15 protein-coding genes and 2 pseudogenes are annotated in these 18,047 nt (G+C 59.4%); 4 read left to right on the top strand and 13 right to left on the bottom strand.

Annotated elements, in window-relative coordinates; genetic code table 11:
• Nucleotides 1-27 precede the first annotated feature (27 nt).
• On the bottom strand, nt 28-1,686 hold the full coding sequence (locus FFI94_RS31660; RefSeq protein WP_138873866.1) for a hydantoinase B/oxoprolinase family protein: 1,659 nt from the start codon (nt 1,684-1,686) through the stop codon (nt 28-30).
• A 307-nt stretch (nt 1,687-1,993) separates the two neighbouring features.
• On the opposite strand from FFI94_RS31660, the gene FFI94_RS31655 reads away from it, so the two are divergent.
• On the top strand, nt 1,994-2,803 hold the full coding sequence (locus tag FFI94_RS31655) for a 3-keto-5-aminohexanoate cleavage protein (protein ID WP_138873865.1): 810 nt from the start codon (nt 1,994-1,996) through the stop codon (nt 2,801-2,803).
• Between the two features lie 87 nt (nt 2,804-2,890).
• A complete protein-coding gene (locus tag FFI94_RS31650) occupies nt 2,891-3,373 on the top strand; it encodes a flavin reductase family protein (RefSeq protein WP_138873864.1) in 483 nt (160 codons plus the stop codon).
• Nucleotides 3,374-3,542: 169 nt separating this feature from the next.
• On the opposite strand, the gene FFI94_RS31645 is transcribed toward FFI94_RS31650, so the two are convergent.
• Nucleotides 3,543-4,781, bottom strand: coding sequence for an amidohydrolase family protein (locus tag FFI94_RS31645; protein WP_138873863.1), 1,239 nt, complete (start codon nt 4,779-4,781; stop codon nt 3,543-3,545).
• A 473-nt stretch (nt 4,782-5,254) separates the two neighbouring features.
• Between FFI94_RS31645 and FFI94_RS31640 the strand changes: the two are divergent.
• Nucleotides 5,255-5,899, top strand: a pseudogene (locus tag FFI94_RS31640) (SDR family oxidoreductase); the annotation flags it as partial.
• Nucleotides 5,900-5,992: 93 nt separating this feature from the next.
• Here FFI94_RS31640 and FFI94_RS34485 read toward each other — a convergent pair.
• A complete protein-coding gene (locus tag FFI94_RS34485) occupies nt 5,993-6,463 on the bottom strand; it encodes a hypothetical protein (RefSeq protein WP_260684553.1) in 471 nt (156 codons plus the stop codon).
• A 672-nt stretch (nt 6,464-7,135) separates the two neighbouring features.
• Nucleotides 7,136-8,146: a LacI family DNA-binding transcriptional regulator gene (locus tag FFI94_RS31630; protein ID WP_185993469.1), complete on the bottom strand. Its 1,011-nt coding sequence runs from the start codon at nt 8,144-8,146 to the stop codon at nt 7,136-7,138.
• 247 nt (nt 8,147-8,393) lie between these two features.
• Here FFI94_RS31630 and FFI94_RS31625 point away from each other — a divergent pair, with 247 nt between their 5' ends.
• Nucleotides 8,394-9,623, top strand: coding sequence for an acyl-CoA dehydrogenase family protein (locus FFI94_RS31625; protein WP_138873861.1), 1,230 nt, complete (start codon nt 8,394-8,396; stop codon nt 9,621-9,623).
• 641 nt (nt 9,624-10,264) lie between these two features.
• On the opposite strand, the gene FFI94_RS34075 is transcribed toward FFI94_RS31625, so the two are convergent.
• From FFI94_RS34075 to FFI94_RS31575, 9 genes and pseudogenes are all read right to left on the bottom strand, one after another.
• On the bottom strand, nt 10,265-10,549 hold the full coding sequence (locus FFI94_RS34075; protein ID WP_221937814.1) for a DDE-type integrase/transposase/recombinase: 285 nt from the start codon (nt 10,547-10,549) through the stop codon (nt 10,265-10,267).
• A gap of 46 nt (nt 10,550-10,595) precedes the next feature.
• Nucleotides 10,596-10,850: a hypothetical protein gene (locus FFI94_RS31615; RefSeq protein ID WP_185993468.1), complete on the bottom strand. Its 255-nt coding sequence runs from the start codon at nt 10,848-10,850 to the stop codon at nt 10,596-10,598.
• A gap of 518 nt (nt 10,851-11,368) precedes the next feature.
• Nucleotides 11,369-12,166 (bottom strand): hypothetical protein, encoded by a 798-nt coding sequence (locus FFI94_RS31610; RefSeq protein WP_138873860.1) that lies wholly within the window; start codon nt 12,164-12,166, stop codon nt 11,369-11,371.
• A complete protein-coding gene (locus tag FFI94_RS31605; RefSeq protein WP_138873859.1) occupies nt 12,166-14,034 on the bottom strand; it encodes a hypothetical protein in 1,869 nt (622 codons plus the stop codon). The genes FFI94_RS31610 and FFI94_RS31605 overlap by 1 nt, the downstream gene beginning before the upstream one ends.
• Before the next feature lie 28 nt (nt 14,035-14,062).
• Nucleotides 14,063-14,362 (bottom strand): type II toxin-antitoxin system PemK/MazF family toxin, encoded by a 300-nt coding sequence (locus tag FFI94_RS31600; protein ID WP_138873858.1) that lies wholly within the window; start codon nt 14,360-14,362, stop codon nt 14,063-14,065.
• Complete coding sequence (locus FFI94_RS31595; protein ID WP_138873857.1) at nt 14,362-14,595, bottom strand: YlcI/YnfO family protein; 234 nt, start codon at nt 14,593-14,595, stop codon at nt 14,362-14,364. Before FFI94_RS31595 ends, FFI94_RS31600 begins: the two co-directional genes overlap by 1 nt.
• 120 nt (nt 14,596-14,715) lie before the next feature.
• The gene (locus tag FFI94_RS31590; protein ID WP_138873856.1) at nt 14,716-14,964 is read right to left on the bottom strand and encodes a type II toxin-antitoxin system RelE/ParE family toxin; all 249 of its coding nucleotides are present in this window, start codon (nt 14,962-14,964) and stop codon (nt 14,716-14,718) included.
• Between the two features lie 29 nt (nt 14,965-14,993).
• Nucleotides 14,994-15,269, bottom strand: coding sequence for a type II toxin-antitoxin system Phd/YefM family antitoxin (locus tag FFI94_RS31585; RefSeq protein WP_260684552.1), 276 nt, complete (start codon nt 15,267-15,269; stop codon nt 14,994-14,996).
• A gap of 1,447 nt (nt 15,270-16,716) precedes the next feature.
• Nucleotides 16,717-17,453, bottom strand: a pseudogene (locus FFI94_RS31575) (IS6 family transposase).
• Nucleotides 17,454-18,047: the final 594 nt, after the last annotated feature.

Raw genomic sequence — 18,047 nt, 5'->3', positions numbered from 1 at the left:
TCCTTTATTTCGTGTGTGGGGAGGTGTCTAGTTGCCGGTCGGGAGATCAGAGGCCATGACAAAGCCGTTCTGCAGATCCAACTCGCGTGCATGAGCTGATCGCTTCTCAGCGGGACCGTACCCGCCGCCGCCGGCAGATTCGATGTAGAAGACATCACCGGGATTGACTGCGATCCCTACCTCTTTCGTCTTCAGGACGCGTGTTGTATCACCTGACACAAGGGTGTAATGGTGAGGCTTGCCGTCCTCCCCGCCAAGTGCACCATAGGACGGATAGACTGCTCCGTCACCGGCAGTGTTGGCAATGGCTGGCTCCTCGATCTCCATCCGAAGCGTGAGCACCGATCCTGCGCCACCGCGAAACTCCCCGTCTCCGAACGAGTCCGGACGGAATTCGTGTTTCTCGAAGAAGAGAGGGAAGCGGGTTTCGGCAACCTCGATAGAGCCAAACTTCGATGCTCCGGCGGCCTGGCCCTCGCCTGCGGTCTCCCAGCCGTCGCCGACTGGTGATGCACCTCCGCCTGGACGCGCGTGGAACAGGTGCCAGATGAATTGACGCTCCGTGCGTGGGTCGATGCCCTTGATGGCGATCCGAAATCGCCTGCCCCAGCCGGCGATTACGCGTTCCGGACAAGCTCCGGCAAGCGCTTTGATGATGGCCTCGCCGATCTCCTGCGCGCAGTGGTTGGTCGCCAACGTTACGGGCGCCGGCGGGAATGCCCATACCACAGTGCCCTGTTTGGCGATGACATCTACGACGCGGAATGTACCCGAATTCTTGGGAGTCGTCGGCTCGATCATGTATGCCAGCGCCATATATACCGCCGACATCATGTTCGGATACGACGAGTTGATGAAGCCGTGGACCTGTTTGTGTGAGTCACTCAGGTCGACGGTGAAAGAATCACCGTGCACGACAACCTTTGCGCGGATATGGACGTCGGTGAAGTCTTGTCCGTCGTCGTCGAGAATGCACTCGCCATAGTAGGTTCCATCCTTCCATTCTGAGATGCAGGCGCGGGCCTCTCGCTCCGAACTGTTGAAGAGTTCTTCGACAGACTGGATCACTGTCTCCGCACCGTACTCCTCAAGTAGCTCGTGCACCCGGCGCTCGCCGACACGAGCCGATCCGATCATCGCGCGCAGGTCACCCAGGAAGTCTTCCGCATGACGAACATTGGTCGCGACCATCTTCATGACGTCTGCGCGCACCTTGCCTGCGTCATACAGTTTCAGCGGTGTGATGCGGACACCTTCTTGCCAGATCTCAGTGGCCGCCGGGTTGTATGCCCCATGTGTCGATCCGCCGATGTCACTCTGGTGAGACCGATTGATCGACCAGAACAAGAGTGTGTCGCCCGCGAAGATCGGCACAAACGCCGTCAGGTCTGGCAGGTGATTGCCGCCGTGGTAGGGATCATTGAGAAGGAAGACATCGCCTGGATGCACATCACCGGCAAAGAAGTCCGAAACCGATTGCACCGCCCAGGGGATCGAGCCGACGTGAATCGGTACATGCTCGGCTTGGGCCACCAGACGTGACTGCTGGTCGGCAATCGCAGTAGAGAAGTCTCGACTGGAGTTGAGAATCTGCGAATAGGCTGTACGCAGCATGGCCTCGCCCATCTCCTCCACGATCGCCTCGAAGCGGTGGGTGATGACGGAGACCGTAATTGGATCGACCATAAGGCTAGCTACTTCCTGCTCAGTGTGGATCTCGGCTCGCTGAATGGCATTGCTGAAAACACCGGACGACTCGCGGGCTCAGCTTCATTGAGATACGGTACTTCATATATCGTCACTTGACGAGCCAAGAAACACAAGAGCTCGAACACGCAGTGAGGACGACCTCCGACCTGCGACGACGTCCAGCAGCCGAGAAGTTAACGATTCAGATCGACAATCTGTAGTGACAACTGCTGGAAACTAACACGATTCAAGGAATATGGGCGCGCCTCGACGACCGTCCGACCATCTACCATCTGGAGCTCCTATGAGTGTCATCATCACCGTCGCACCGACCGGGCCGATTGCGTCGAAGTCCGACAATCCGACGCTGCCCACTCAACCGCAAGAGATCGCAGAGCAGGTTGCCAAGGCGTACGAACTCGGGGCTTCGGTCGCCCACATCCACCTGCGGGATGAAAATGATCAACCCACGGCCGATCTGGACGTAGCGCGCCGAACTATGGATCTGATCCGTGAACGATGCCCCATCCTCATCCAGCTCTCCACTGGGGTGGGGCTGACGGTGCCTTTCAAGGATCGGGAAGCTCTCGTCGAGCTGCGTCCGGCGATGGCCACACTGAATCCATGCAGCATGAGCTTCGGAGCAGGCGAGTTCCTCAACCCGCCGAAAGATGTTCGGCGACTTGCCACACGGATGCAAGAACTTGGCATCAAACCTGAACTCGAGATCTACGACACGGGCCATCTTGATGCCTGCCTTCGTCTACGCGACGAAGGCCTGCTTGGCGAACAGCTGCAGTTCAGCATCGTGCTCGGCGTCCGAGGTGGGATGGCGGCGACACCCGCCAACCTGACGATGATGGTCGACCGCCTCCCGAGCGGAGCAATCTGGCAGGTGATCGCGATCGGCAAGGCCAACCTCGAACTCACTGCCATCGGGCTCGCGCTCGGCGGGAACTGCCGCGCGGGTCTCGAGGACACCCTCTACCTACGGAAAGGTGAGCTCGCCGACGGTAACTCGTGCCTTGTCGAGCGAGCGGCTACCTTGGCCCGCAACCTCGATCGGAGCGTCGCCAGCATCGAGCAGGCGCGAGTCACCCTTCAGATCGTCTGATCACCCGAAGTCTCCCTTCTTCCCCAAGGAATCCGCCATGACCCCCAGCCTTACCCTTCCGGTCCGTGATCTACAGATGAGACTCTCATGAGCGGTGCACTGACCCCCCGGGTTCTTCGACATGCATTCGGAATGTTTCCGAGCGGAGTCACTGCGGTCTGCGCACTGATAGACGATGTCCCTGTCGGTATCGCAGCCAGTTCATTTGTCTCGGTGTCCATCGAGCCACCGCTGGTATCGGTCTGCGTCGCAAAAACTTCTACCACGTGGCCAGTACTGCGGCGAGCGAAACAGTTGGGAATCAGCGTCCTGTCAGCCGAACACGGTTTCGTTGCCCGGGCACTCTCATCGAAGACAGGTAACCGATTCGACTGCGTCAGTTGGGAATCGACTACAGCGGGCGCTGTTCTGGTCCATGGCTCGGCGTTGTGGCTCGAGTGCAACATCCAACAAGAAGTCGACGCAGGTGACCACGTGATCGTCGTTCTGACGATCACCTCCATCACGTCTTACCCAGACATCGCACCTATGGTGTTCCATTCGAGCAAGTTCAGAAAGCTCGAAGCATAAACTATCAATAGAGTCACCTCTCAGAGCGCAAAACGCAGGCCAACCGGAGCTTCGCTTGGCCTGCGTTTTGCGCTGTCGACCGAAAGTGCATCATGCGAAAAGCTCAATGCAGCACAAACGATTTCGGCCACATCCCCCATCGAATGCGGCCGAAATCGACATGCACAGGTCAGTTCAACCGATTGCCATTCAGATCAAGATGGCTGTCAAGCCCGAGACCAAACAGTTGATTGGCATTGCCGCGGACGATGCGATACGTCGTCGCAGCGTCGATTCCCTCAAACTGAGCACTAAGGTGCTCGAGAGTGCGCGGATACGGCCCGTCGGCGTGCGGGAAGTCGACTTCGAACATGATGTTCTTGTCACCGATGAGTGCCGCGTTCTCAATCGCGTGACGATCGGCAAAGATGCAGCCGAACATGTTGCGGCGAATGTACGTCGACGGAAGTTCCTCGATCTTGTGATCGCCATGCCCCCACGTGTGGTGCAGATACGCGTGATCCATCCGCTCGATGGCGTACGGCATCCATCCCGCCTGCCCCTCAGAGTATGCGAGTTTGAGAGCTGGGTAACGATCGAGAACGCCGGAGAAGACGAAGTCGGCCATCGAGGTGTACGAGTTCGTGAACTGCAGGGTCGGCGCGATGATGTCAGGTGCCTCAGGCGGCAACGGCATCATCTTCGATGACGAGCCTATGTGCATGCAGATGACTGTCTCCGTCTCCTCACACGCCTCAAAGAACGGATCCCAGTTCTTGTTGTGAATGCTGGGATAGCCCAGGTGTCCAACGATCTCACTGAAGGCCACCGCGCGCACTCCGCGGGCAGCGTTACGGCGGACCTCGGCTGCCGCAAGGACGGGATCCCACAGCGGCACAACCGGCAGTGGAATCATCCTGCCATCAGAATCACCGCACCACTCTTCCACCATGAAGTTGTTGTACGCCTCCACACATGCCAAACCGAACACCCGATCATCTGTGGTCTGCTCACTCAGCGCCTGGCCACAGAACCGCGGGAACGTCGGGAACGCCAAAGACGCCTCGACATGTTGCGAGGTCATCGCATCCAGTCGCGCCTTCGGGTCGTAGCATGCCGGGTCCATCTCATCGAAAGTCACCGGCTCTGACCCACGCATCGCAGCAGTGGTCTCGACATCCTTCAGAATCAGAATGGGACGGCGAAGGACGTATACCGAACTCCCGAAGAACCACACGTCGCCCGGATCACCGTCAGGATCCTCTACCAGCCCATCATAGAGACCGGAGGCCTTGCTGATCATCTTGCGCTCGACGCGTGGCGCACGGTCCTGATACTTGCGTGGAAGCCACCGCTCGAACAGCGTCGGGGGTTCGATCACATGGTCGTCGACGCTGATTATTTTCGGTAGATCGGTTGCCGCAGTCATCAATGTCCTCTTCTCTTGCGCACTCATTCGGTAGTTGGTCGCCGCAGTCGACGGCTCTGTCGGCGTGCATGTCAGCACAGCCCTTTAAGGTTGCGTGATATACCATACCTCAGATACCGATATGAAGCAGTCCGTTCATCACCTCGCACCCAGACCGCGCACATGACTAGGGCGCGAGAATGCCCATTCGCCAAACCGGATAACCCGTTTCTGCCCAGACATGGGCGTAAGAGCAACACAACACATCCTGTCGTGTTCCGGCATCCGGAACGTGTGACGCGATCGAAGTCATTCGTTGTGGTGCAATCGATGACGGACAGCATCTTTTCAAATGTCCTATGCACGAAGCGATTTAGGTTTCCAATGACGCAAGACGGAGGAACACAGCTGGTGACCGGGACCCGGGCCCGCGAGGCCATAATCGCCAAACTCGCCGCACCGGACGGCCGGTTCCCTGTCCGCCGAACAACGCCGCGCGTGTTGTCCTGGACGATGCGAATGAGGAAACCACCAGGGCCGCGGTCGAAGAACTCGGTGGCGATTCGGTTGCAGAATACGCCATCGGCGACGCGCGCATCGTCGCCGACATCGAAGCCCTGTTTGACAAGGCCGAATCGAGCTTCGATGCGCTAGATGTGATGGTGACCAATGCTGGGTTCACCCAGGACCGCACGATGCGAAAGATATCAGAACAAGACTTCGACGATGTCATCGTGATTCATCTCAAGGGAACGTGGAACGACACCCGGGCAGCTGCAGCCCGCATGCGAGAACGACAGGGCGGCGCAATCGTGAACGTGTCATCGTTCTCCGGCAAGGTCGGGATGATCGGTCAGACCAACTATTCGGCAGCATAAGCCGGAATCGTCGGGCTCACCAAGGCAGCGGCAAAGGAAGTCGCGTTTGCCGGCGTACGAATCAATGCTGTTCAGCCCGGCCTCATCCGAACCGCCATGGCTGAGGCCATGCCGAAAAGGCTTGGGATTTCAAGATGTCGGAGATTCCTATGGGACGCGCCGGCGAACCCACTGAGGTTGCCGGCGCAGTCCTGTTCCTGGCCAGCGATCTGTCGAGCTATTTGACGGGAAACGGTCCTGGAAATCACCGGGGCAGGCTGATGTGACCGGCGGGTCAGGGCGAGCTCCCAACTCGGCTGCCAGCTCGGCCGAGCGCCACGACGCTTTTCAAGTCACTGTGTAGATCGTCATCGGCTACTGACGAATATCGATCAACACCTTGCCAACAGAGGGCGGTTCAACTGCCGCGTGTGCCCCCGCACCGTCCTCGATGCTGAAAATGGCGCAATGGAAGAACGTGATCCGCGCCGATTCTGATCGCACCGGCGGCGAGCGCCGAGCTGATATCCATAACCCGCCGCTTTTTCGCCGCGGCGGGACACCGAAAGCTATGACCAGCTGGATACGGGCGTTCGCCATCATAGGAGGGACAAATGACAGTCGAAGTTCGGCGCCGCCATCGGTGGCATACATCGTGATCGTTCCACCGACACCGAGGACAGCTTCGTTGACCACCGGCGCGACTTCGACAATCATGTCAACCCCGCTCGGGCAAATCTCGCGAATCTGTTCTGCGACAGCCTCGATGGTGTAATCGATGACGAAGTGAGCACCGGCCGTCGTTGCTGGTTCCGCCTTAGCCGGACCACTGATCGTGCTGATCACCCTTGCACCAGATCACCTCGCCAGTTGGATCGCCGCGTTCCCGACCGCACCTGCCCCTCCGGCAACCAAACAGTTCTGCCCGAGAGAGCCTCCGGTCCAAGGTTACTGGGACCGTCCTCACCCACGGTCATACATCGGTGAGCCGTCAGAAACGGGACACCGAGGCATGCCCCGAGGTCAAAGGAGCCAGACCCGGCAACCGGGCCACTTTGTCCGACCGGACCACACCGAACTCCTGACAGCTGCCGGATCCGGTCATAGCCGCCTCCCCGATCCACATCCGCGAATCAAGCGGCGAGGGATTCACTCCCTCTCCGACAGCAGCGTCGACTGTACCGGCTCCGTCGTTGCTAGGAATACGCGCCGGGCTCACGGCAACACTCGCCCCGGACCCACGCCGGGTGCGCCAATCGGCGGGGTTCACGCCTGGGCGGTGATATGCGATGCGAACCTCACACCCGGTTCGGGGACTGCCACCTCGGTTAGCGTCAAGACGTCGGGCTCGCCTGCTGAGCGTATGAAATTGCCTGCATCCTGTTATTCTTCATCTCATCACGCCAGGGCGCCATCGACGCATTTTGGCTGACAGAGTAGTCGATCGGTCAGACCAAGAGGATGATTTCGATGAACCCCGATGTTCGAGCGCGAAACGCAACGGTGGCGCAACCGCTCTCATGGTCGGCGTGGTGCTGGTCCGATCGAACTACGTTGGATCAGCTCGACTGCTTCCGACAGAACGATGTCGCGGATTTCGCCGCCGGCGAGTTTGTCCAGCATCGCCTGCGACGCTGCTGATCCCAATGACTGATAATCCATGCTCATCGCGGACAATGGAACCCGCAGTAGCGAGGTCGCCTCGGAATCCATGACCGAAACCAGGGACAGTTCGTCGGGTATTACCACGTCGAGTTCATCACATACCGACAGCACTTGTAGCGCTGTCGGGTAGGGCGCGATCACCGCAGTCGGACCGAGGGGACGTCCGGCAATGGAACGCACTAATCTACGGACATCTTCTCGCTCGAATCCGATATCGAGTCGCTGATACTCGATCGACCGGGCGCGTGCCCCAACCTCATGTCCACGAGAAGATATCTCACCACTGAGATCGACGACCATTCGATGACCGAGATCGTGAAGCGTGCTGAAGAGATCGGTATACGCCTGACGGCTGTCGGCCGAGATCAACGGAAGGTCACTACATTCCGGACTCCGGAATGCGACTGCCAAGACTGGTATCCCGGCTTCTCGGTAGAGCATCAACGACTTGGCAGGCTGCGCATTCCAATAGAAGAGGCCGTCAACCCGCCGCTCGAACATCCGACGCAACAGACTGTCGACATCGGTTCCACCCGGCCGGGATGTCGCCAACAGCACGCCGTAACCACCGCGTTCCATGTCCTCGACCGTCTTGTCGATCAGAGTCATCAACTCGATACCAGGATGCACATCGAAATTGATAACCACACCGATCGACATTGTTCGTGCACCCCTGAGACCACGTGCCCCGACATTGGGGGTATATCCCAAAGACTCGGCCGCCCTGTGGACACGGGCATAGTTCACTGCCGACACGTGTAACCCGTTCAGAGCCTTGGACACCGTTGCGATCGAAACGCCGGCCTTCTGGGCGACGGCACGCAGGGTGACCGGCTTCTTCAGTGTGTGATCCTCACCATTCACGATCTGCAGCCTACTTGTCTCCCGCCCACCGGATTCACGCGCTGAGTCGTGATGACAGATAAGTCTGTGCCCCAGGTTCGTCACGGACGAAGCCGTAGGCAATATCCGCACTCGCCGAACAGTTTTCGCCTCCATTCGTAACCGAGCCACCCTTGTTTGATCATCTGGTACATCGTTGACGAATCCAACATTAAACGATTAATCTTGCGTGTCGGCGCTTCCAATAACCCCAACATCAGGAGAAACAATGACACCAACCGAGCTTCAACTGCTCGCGGAGATCAGAACCTTGTCACGAGGACCATTCACCGACCGCGCCGCAAGGCTCGACAGAGAAGGCGCCCTCTCCGCCGAGAACATGAGTGCGCTCAAGGAGCTCGGAATTCCTGGGATGGGGCTACCAGTCGAGCGCGGCGGCCTAGGAGTCAGCCCAGAGGCCCGCACTCGTATAATGGAGGAGCTCGCGTATGGGGACGGCTCGACCGCGGTAGCGATTAACATGCATGTGCTGAACACCGATGCATTGGTGTTCGCGCCGAGCTTCGCACATCGCGACACTGTGCTCGACGACATCGCCAAGAACGGCTCCCTCATGTGCTTTCCGGGCTCGGTTCCCCTCGCCGAACTCGATACACGTCCAGCCGGTTTCCGATTCGTCGACACCGGTGATCAACTCGTCGCGAACGGGAAGTCTGGCTTCGGCACCATGAGCGACGCTGCCTCGTACGTCATGGCCGTAGGCGCTCTCGAAGGCATCGATGGCGAGGATGCACAGATCGTGTTGGCTCTACCCAAGATCGACGCACCCGGCGTCAAGGTCATGGGCAACTGGGATGCCATGGGTTTGCGAGCTACCGCAAGCCACGACGTGTCATTTACCGATGTCTTGATTCCCAAAAGCCAAGCGCTGATTACCTCTCCAGCCGAATACCGGGCTGCCTCAGCACGCTCAACCGGCCCCACCAATACTCAGGATCATCGCGCCGGAGTGCTCGGACTGTTAGGGATATGGCTCGGGCTCGCCCGAGCTGCGTTCGACTTCACTGTCGAATATTCCAGCAAGCGTTACGGATTCAATGCAGTTCCCGGCGCGAAGATTACCAACGAGGGTATGCGTTCTGATCAGGCATGGGCACAGATCGAAATCGGCCACATGGACCATTGGATCGGGACCGGCGACGCATTGCTCTACGACTTCATCGCAAAACTGTCGACTCAACGGGACCGAGCGGAGGACTTCACGCAAGAACTGACGAGGCTGACCTATCACCTGCGCCGCATGAGCGAGGAAGTCGCACAGGCATCGATGCGCGTCTGCGGGGCCCACGCTTATGTTAAGGGCCGTGCACTCGAACGAATCTTCCGCGACATCGTCGGCGGTAACGTGATGGCATTAAAAACCGAACAAATGGCCCAGTCCCTCGGCAAAGGTGCACTCGGGATGGAAATTTCGTTCTCGGGTCCCGCCGGATCGTAAAACGTCAGCGCGGGAACGCATTCCCGCTCTTCCGGCCACTGAACTCCGATCGCTGACCACTGCCGGGTACGACTTCAGTACCCGCGATGCGTCCCGTATCACCGGCCGGAAGAGCGGGAATGATGTGGGATGCAAATTGGCCCCGATCTCGGCACGCCGACGCAAGCTGTAGATGCATGGTGCCGAACCACGTCCATGGCGTTGGCCAGTTGCTTCGACCTTGAAGTCTCGTCCCACATAGCGATCATGTCGAAGTATCTTCCAGATATTTTCAATCTGTTGGGGATGCAGCACTTTTGGAGCGCAATGGGCCATAACACTGAGCAGTCGTTCAGGCGGCGACGGTCATTTCGGTAACCCGATTCCATACCTGGAACCTAATGACAAGTTCGGTGCGGTAGTCGGTGGTGTTCATCCGGTGACGGGGCGGGCGGAAGTGCGGGGAGATGCGGCTAAATGAGGCCGGAATCAGTTGCGCTGAGCCGACTGAGCGGAACCCTTCCATTGCGCGTTCACGTTACCCTGTCGGTTGATGGGAGTTCTCGCACCGATTGTTCAAATATTTGTTTCCGGTGCTCAGTTGTCAACATCGTCTTCCGATGCGCAACCTGGTAGCTGCGAAGCTTGTCGGTGACCAGCACCTACAGTCGACGGCCTTGTTTCTTCAGTAGTTTCCTGAAGAACCTGGTCGCAGCCTCACTGTCTCGCTTGGACTGGATCAATATGTCGAGGACGTTGCCGTACTGATCGACTGCCCTCCACAAGTACTCCTGGACTCCACCGATCTTGACGAACACCTCATCAAGGTGCCACTTGCCCTCGGCCTGCAGCTGACTGCGACGTGGCCGGCGGGCGAATTCGGGCCTGAACCGGACGCACCAAGCGCGGATCATCGCGTACGACACCTCGACCCCGCGAGCGTCCATGAGCAACTCAATAGCTGCGGGCCGAGTCTCGGGCGTGGGCTATCAACTACAGTGGTACTCGCACCACCCGTTCTCCGGCGGCGATCAGATCTAGCAGATCTAGCTTGAGTCGTCGGCTCAGGTGCCGACAATCCTCGATCGCCCAGATGCGATCATCGTTTTCCCTTCTCGCCCATTGCAGTAGCGCGAAGTGGTCTTTACTTGTTGTGCCAACGGTTTTCGTCGATAGCTGTAGCCACGCCTGATCGGTGGCGACGGCGGTGTGGGTGCGCTTGTGCGTGTCGATTCCGATGACGATCATGATTGTTTGTGTCTCCTGCCTCGATACCGAGTTGGTGACATCGGCCAGTCGATCGGCATATCCCAGTCAGGGGCGACGCCATGTTCCTCGGGCCAGCTTGACCACAGGTGGAATGGGCTCGGCCGCTCCGCTACCGTTGTCGAGCTTGCTGTCCAGGAATTCGCCCAATTTCCGGATGTTCCGTCGTCGGGGCCCGACCATGGCGGCTGAAAGTGATTCGTGACTACGACGATGAACCATTCTGCCCAACAACGAAGTTCCCTCAACTGTGATTAGCCGGTCAAGACAGTGACAACGCGGCGATGGAATCGTTCTGGTCGCTGTTGTAGAAAGAACTTCCTCAACCAACTCACCTGACTCCAACCCGCGTGGGACCTGCGCCTGCTCATCATCGCCTGGACCAACCGGAAGAATCACAGGCAGCGATCGCAACATGCACGAGGCGGATTGACGCTCGCCGAATTCGGACCAGAAATGCCACTTGATACACATCGAGGCATCTCTGGTTGACGCCTTATCTATGTCCAGTCGATGTGGACGGATTCGATCGAATCGAAGTGGAATCCGAAGGCATCACTGTATTGGTCGAAGCCCTTGTTCTCCGGATAGTCCATCGTGGCGTGGCGTTCGAGGATCGCCACGACGCGGGCATTGTCGTCGTTCGCGAGTGCTGCGGCGAGTTCACGGGTTTCCTCGACACTGAACGGGCTGTCCGAATTCGCGAAATCCAAGGTACGCACCCGATAGTCGTACCCTTCCTCGGAGCCGTTACGGACGGACACTCCCCCACGCACCCGGATGGTCGCTTTCTTCGGTTGCCCGTCCGGACGCAGCACACCAGCGCGGTCCATAATGTCGTGGGCTTTGACGTTTTTGAGTTTCTTCTTCGCATCGGCACGCAACTCGTTCGTCTCCCCCGACCGATACCGCGACACCGCAGAGCGAGAACGCCCGATCTTCTGCGCGACGGCATCGATTCCGCCGAGACGCTCGATCGCCGCCCGGCGTTGAGCACGCTCGAACACCTCCGGATGCGGGATACGTCCTTGTTGCGCCCACCGTCGCAGCGTTCGATCCGACGGCGGCGTCCGGCCGGCATCGATCGCTGCTTGGCGGAGTCCGTCGTTACCGATTTCCGTGCGGATCTGCCGGACGGACACTTTGCTGGTCAACCCCGCCAGACCACCACTTTTGACGGTTTTCGATTTTTCGATCCCACTCGTCGCCGCAGTGGACACCGACACCTTGAGCCCGTCCAATCCGACGGTTTTCTGTGCGGGTTGCTTTGATCGTGGCTTCGGAAGATGCAGTGCCACTAGTTGTTTCCTTCATCCTCGTCGACAACATTGCCGTCGGAAACGTCGCCGTCGGTAAAGACTGCCTTGATCGCGAGATTGATCTCGTGAGTATCGCGGGCGTCGGTGAGTGCGGTCGCCAGGTCTTCGGTGAGAGCGGCATGTTTTTCGAGGGTCATCTTGCCCAACGCATCACTCTCGTCCGCGAGATCGACACCATCGGGCAAGGGGTAAACCCAGGAGTCGGTGACGGTACGCAGGGGCCAGCGGCCGGTTTCCCTAGCGATGCGCATCGCGACGCGGCGGCCCCGCCAGCGGCAGTGCGCGATGATCGCTGCCCGCCACAGCGGCTGGTGATGGTGTTGCATCTGTTTCGCAGTCCACATGTCGGGGTTGACCATGCGGCCGATGTACCCCTTGTAGCAAGCGCCGAGAAACCGCTTCATCGCCGCATCATCGGTATCGACAGCGACTTTGCGGGCTTCCCGCAGAATTCTTGCCCACTTGTCCAGCACCCGGCCTTGTTCCGGGTACACCCAGGCTTCGGTGATGTCGAGGTCGTCGAGTTCGGCACCGATACCACCGTCCGCGACAGGAGCCTGCAGTGCGTCGAGGCTGACCGACGTCACCCACGTGTGCACGGGTTGATCGCTAAGCATGTGAGGGTGCGGCAACGGCATCTTCTCCGGGAGGGCGAGCATGTTCCCCGCCGGCAGAGTGACGTGCCAGAGCCCGAACGGAGTTTTCGAAGCCGCTGCCGCGGCCCGTGCGTCATCGTCGCCGAGGTGTCGTGGTTTTCCGTAACCGAAGTCGAGCATCCCGGCAGAGGCGAGGTATGCGGCGCGTTGATCGATCGACACCAGCACAGTGGCATCGTCGAGTTCTTCCCGGTCGGGAACCCTCGTCCACCCGACTGCAGGCTCGAGATCACCGCGATGCTCACCATCGAGGGGTGGCACCGGACCGGCGGCAGTGACGACGATGCCTTTGCCGCTGCGGGTCCGTTCGCGTTTGATCTTGTCGAGCACAGCCGCGCCGGTGCGAGCGGGAGTAGGGCCGGGGAGAACACCGAGATGGGTTGCGCACCACGCCAGCCGGCGCCCGAGTTCGCGGGCTGCGGGTAGGTCGTCGTCGGGGAGATAGGTGCCGGCGGTGGGTGATCCGAGGATCCCCATGTCCCCCACTCGGTTGCCCCACCCGAAATCCTTGTTCCAGTACGTCCACACATACGGTTCGATGACGATATCGACCATCGACGTGAACTTTCCCGTCGTCCGCGAAAGATGCACGACGTGGCCGGGATCGCCGCGCAGTTCCCATCCGGCGGTCAGCATCGGATTCAGCGTGGCTTGAAGAACACCGGTCAACTCGGCAGCGGCGCGGGTGCGGAGAACTTCCATGTCGTCGACGTCGTCTTCGCTGCCCGGGTCGATGACCCAGCCGAGCATCTCACAGGCATCGATTCCGACGACCCAGATCTGTGCCGGAGCCCCGAGAGGTGTCAGCGCCGCCCAGCGGATCAGTTTGTCGAGCTTCTCGACCGAATCGACCGGCCCGGTGAGCACCTGCCCAGACGGTGTGTACGTCCCAGCGGCCGTCACGATGACAGCGTGCCCGTCAGCACTCTCCCCCGCCGGAGGCAGCGAGAAGGAAGGAGATTCATCGTGTGCAGGTACCGAGACATCAACGCCCGAACCCTCCACCGCGGCATCGTGGTTCGTGGATTCGACTACCTCGTCAGCTGATTCGGCATTCTGCTCGGGCGACGTGGCGTCGACAAGATCGAAGAGTGCAGGCTGTTGTGGTTCGGAAGCCTCCTGATTCATCGGTGCTGGCACGGGTACATCGACGTCGAACAGAGCGAACTGCTCGCCCTTCTTCATTGCCATATTCGACCCCTTGCCGTCCTCGTGGTCGTCATTCGAGATCGAATGCGGCGCGAATCGCCTCTGACAGCGATTCCTCTTGCGCCGGAAAGAAATAGCCGATTCCCAGGCCGAGCGCACTCACCGGGATGGTCGTGATGCTGTCACAATTGATCACCGAATCGCCGTCGAGTCCGTTCACTCGGCCCACCGCCACCTCGGTGGATAATCCGAGGATAGTGGTCGTTATCGGCGCAACTGTCACGCGGGTCAAGTGCGGGCGCACCAACTCTCGGGTCAGTACGAGGACGGGACGAATTTTGTCCAGCTTCGCTTCGTGGATCGGTCGCATCAGATCAGGTCCGCCGACACATCTTCGGCATACGCAGCCAGGGAATCCATATCATCCTGATCTGGCACCTGAGCGAGAATCTCAGCATCCCGAGCGGCGATCTGTCTGCGGCGTTCACGCTCCAGAGCACGCAGCACCAATGCTGCGCGCGAGGACGCACGGTGACTGCTCACTTCACCATCGAGAAAGGCCACCATCTCGTCGGGTAACCGTACCGCGATCTGCGTACTCATACCAAGATGGTACCGCAGCGGGATTCAATTCGGGTCCCACAGTTACGGGTGAGGTTCCCTGGTGCCGATTCGGAAAAGGGCATCTCACATGCGCCGGCCACTGCTTCTTCGCGGTCCGGTTCAGGTGCGGTAAACATCTGCGCGATGTGAGACCGCCGTGACAGTGACCCGGCGGGAGCGCTCGTCGATCAGATACAGCACCCGATAAGAACCACGGCGGGCCGAATAGGCCGGCGCCAGAGGCGGTACGAGCACCTTGCCGACTCTGCGTGGGTTCTCAAGTAGCGGTCCGGTAATGAATTCGTACACCGCTGCCGCAACCTTCTCCGGCAAGGTTTGCTTCAGTGAACGCGCGGCGGAGCGAGCCACAGCCAGAGTGTAGGGCTCGATCGAGGTGCTCACTCCTCGGTCTTGCCCAGGAACTCGGCAAGACCTGCAGCGTCGAGAGTCTCGCCGGCCTCGACGTCGGCGATGCCGGTCAGATGGTCCGCCAGCAGCGATTCATCGGCCAGCACAGCGATCGTCTCACGAAGCGCGTCGTAATCGTCAGCACCGAGAAGCACTGCGGCCCGGTGTCCATTGCGAGTGATCTCGAACCGTTCATGCGTGCGCTCTGCCTCGTCGACGAGACGGGACAGTTGTGCCCTGGCGTCAGCCACCGGAAGAGTTGTCATGTACATAATTCTAGCGCATATCCCACTGCGGTGCCTGCGAACCTGCTAGGAGTCGATCAGACTCACTCACACAAATAATCGACAAGGACGCGAAGTCACTACAGTTCAGAAGTTCAAACCCTCACCACACCAACATGATCTGCACCCAACCGGCCGCGCATCAGCGTCCGGTGCGTGCACCTGGCAGATGACGTTCGTTGGTATGTCAGGATGATTGCAGGTCCAGTCGACCGAAGGTTGTTCATCGCACTTTGCTGGCAAACCCACCCCAACTCGGCATTCGTATTTCGTGACATAGTTTCTCGAGCTACGTACACACCGCCATCCCTGGCCTCGAGATGCGAGTCCCTCTGCGCTTCACCCTCTATAATGAGCCACCTGCAACTCTCTCCCCACACCGGTCGACGACACGCCCGTGGTAAGAATTCGGGCTCGCACAGCGAAAACCTTACTGCGCACGAAACATCCACGCTCACAGTCAATCCGAACCCAGTAATGTCGGTTCAGGAATCCATCAACTCCCCGGGCCGGGGCGCAGGAGGAGTTGGTTCGCGTCGATATCCTCTCGAGAACTCGAAAAGCCTGCTTGACATACCGAACACATCTCGGTTCACCCCAGAATTGGTAGTTCGCAGCCTCGAAAACAACGATGCGCGCATCACTGCACGCAAACATGCGCGCGGCGAGCAGCCGGATCAGCCCCATCGAGATTCGAGACATTTAGGTGCAGGTGTGCCGCCAGTTGGGATCTCCGACCACATTCACCCCGCACGCCTCGGCGCATTCGGCCTGAAGATCTGCCCAGATCCTGGCAAGACTTTCAGGTGCAGCGACGCTCCGCGTATCGAGAAGTCTGCCGCGGATGACCTGCCCTTCCAACTGACGTCCGCCGGGGGGTGGGCCACTCCAACGGTGGCCAGGCATAAAATTGATGCCAACAACCTAGCCAAAATGAGCCGATACTCCGAGAACCTCCGAACTGCATCGTCGTCACCTGTAAGCCATGCTCGTGCCAGCAGGTACTGACAATTCTCCAATCGATCCACGAGAGTCATCATCGCCGCTATCTCCGATGTAGGTACCCCTGAACCTGTCATCGACGTGAACCTCGGCGTATCCACCGAACTACCTGGGCGCCTACCTATCTCTCACATCACCGCAAGGTCTCTACCTCGTCGCCAGGTCGGACCTTCGCAGTTTGTTTGAAAACACTCCGAGCGAACCCTGGACCGGAGTCGAACGCAGTTCTACCGTGGGTGTCCACGGGCGAGTCATGCGTGGTAGCTCGGATCGGAGAGCGGTCTCCGTATTGTGTGCTCAATTGGTTCCGGGTGCTGGTTATCGAGCGAGACTTTGGCCGACCGGCTCTGTCAACTTAACGGAACACGACTGGAGATCAACAGCATTCGGGAGAATATGGATGGATTCTGTTGGCGGGAAACCGGGTTCAGACAGCGGCTGGTCTACGGGTGACGTCGTTCCAGGTGGCGAATCGGTCGGTCATTTCGGAGCGGTAATCGCTCGCGGTGCTTGTGCCGGCCGGGCCGAAAGTGCGGCGAGATCAGGCTGAACGCCGCCAAGAACCGTTGCGCTGCACCCGGTGAGCGGAAGAATTTCATCACCCGTTCGCGCTGCCCGGTGGGTTGGTGGGAGTTCTCGGCCCGGTTGTTGAGGTACTTCGAGCGCCGGTGCTGGGCCGATGGCATCAACTCCCGATGAGCCACAACGTAACTGGCTAGCTTGTCGGTGACCAGCACCCTCGTCACCCGGCCCTGTTTGCGCATCAGCTTGTCAAAGAAACGTTTCGCCGCCGTCGCGTTACGTCGAGACTGGACAAGGATGTCGAGGACGCTCCCCTCCTATCGACCGCACGCCACAGGTAGTGTAGTGCCGTTTACGGCGGATCTTGACGAACACCTCGTCGAGATACCATTTGTCGCCGGGTTGGGGAGCGCGTCGGCGGAGGCCATGCGCGTATTCGGGCCCGAACTTGGCCCACCATGTGCGGATCGTCTCGTGCGAGACGACGATGCCGCGAGCGAGCATCAACTCCTCGACGTCGCGCAAGCTCAAGGTGAACCGGTAGTACAGCCACACGGAGTGCGCGATAATCTCAGCGGGATAGCGGTGCCATTTGCACAGCAACCGCACCGCATCCGCCAGCGTCCCGTCTCCACAACTCATCGGACGATCATCCCTTACTCACGGCGTAGTTAAGTTGACGAGGCCTTGTCATGACCCCAACTCTCGGCGAGGTCGCCTGCTTGATTGACCCCACGTGTTGCCACCGCACCGTTCCATGCCCGCCACTGGCCAGGCGAAGGGATGACCGGCAGCCGGAGCAATCCGGCTCTGCCCCAAAGTATTTGCATCACATCTAGAGACGAACTGCCCCACCAACAACCACACAGTGGAGACCGAACCCAGGGCTGTCGACCCCCGACCAGCCTGCACCGGGCCGGGCCACCGTCAAGACTGTACGTCCTCGGGTTCTGGCCCACTTTCCGTGATCGATTTTGAATGTGTCAGTTGCTGAGGAGTATTCGTTTGCGGAGTAGGTCGAAACCAGCTCGTCCGTACATTTGACGTCTGAGCATCTTGATAGTTACGTGGAATCTGAATGGGTAAGGACATTCTCGTCTGCTCTGGCTGACGGAAACGATCCGAAGCAGGGTCGCGGTCACCGGAACCTCGTCGCCGGAACCTCGATTTCGCGTGGCGTCGTGCCGGTCGGTGTCCGGACGTCGATCAGCCGGTCGAGGAGGTTGTCGAGGGCGC

Origin of the sequence: Rhodococcus sp. KBS0724 (assembly GCF_005938745.2) — a bacterium.
In the GTDB taxonomy this organism is placed as follows: Bacteria; Actinomycetota; Actinomycetes; order Mycobacteriales; family Mycobacteriaceae; genus Rhodococcus_F.
This window is presented reverse-complemented; position numbering and strand designations above follow the sequence as displayed.